The following is a 297-nucleotide window of genomic DNA, read 5'->3' as shown; positions in this document are numbered from 1 at the left end:
TGCGCATTGATGTGCCGCGCGACCGGCAGGGGCAGTTCGAACCGGTCCTCATCCCCAAGCACGAGCGGCGCTTTACCGGTTTCGACGACAAAATCATAGCCATGTACGCCCGCGGCATGACGATTCGTGAGATCCAGGGTTTGTTGATCGATCAGTACGGCACCGAGGTGTCACCCGAGTTCATCAGCTCGGTCACCGATGCGGTGATGGCCGAGGTGGGCGCCTGGCAGTCGCGCCCGCTCGAGCCGATGTACCCGGTGGTGTTCTTCGATGCGCTGCGGGTCAAGATCCGCGAGG

Annotated in this window: 1 protein-coding gene; it reads left to right on the top strand. The window is 62.6% G+C overall.

Features of this window, described 5'->3' with window-relative positions:
• The coding region (locus I8J34_RS24400) for a transposase (protein ID WP_214364215.1) at window positions 1-297 on the top strand (297 nt) is incomplete at both ends.

It is taken from the genome of Denitromonas iodatirespirans, from assembly GCF_018524365.1.
GTDB classification, from domain to species: domain Bacteria; phylum Pseudomonadota; class Gammaproteobacteria; order Burkholderiales; family Rhodocyclaceae; genus Nitrogeniibacter; species Nitrogeniibacter iodatirespirans.
This window is presented reverse-complemented; position numbering and strand designations above follow the sequence as displayed.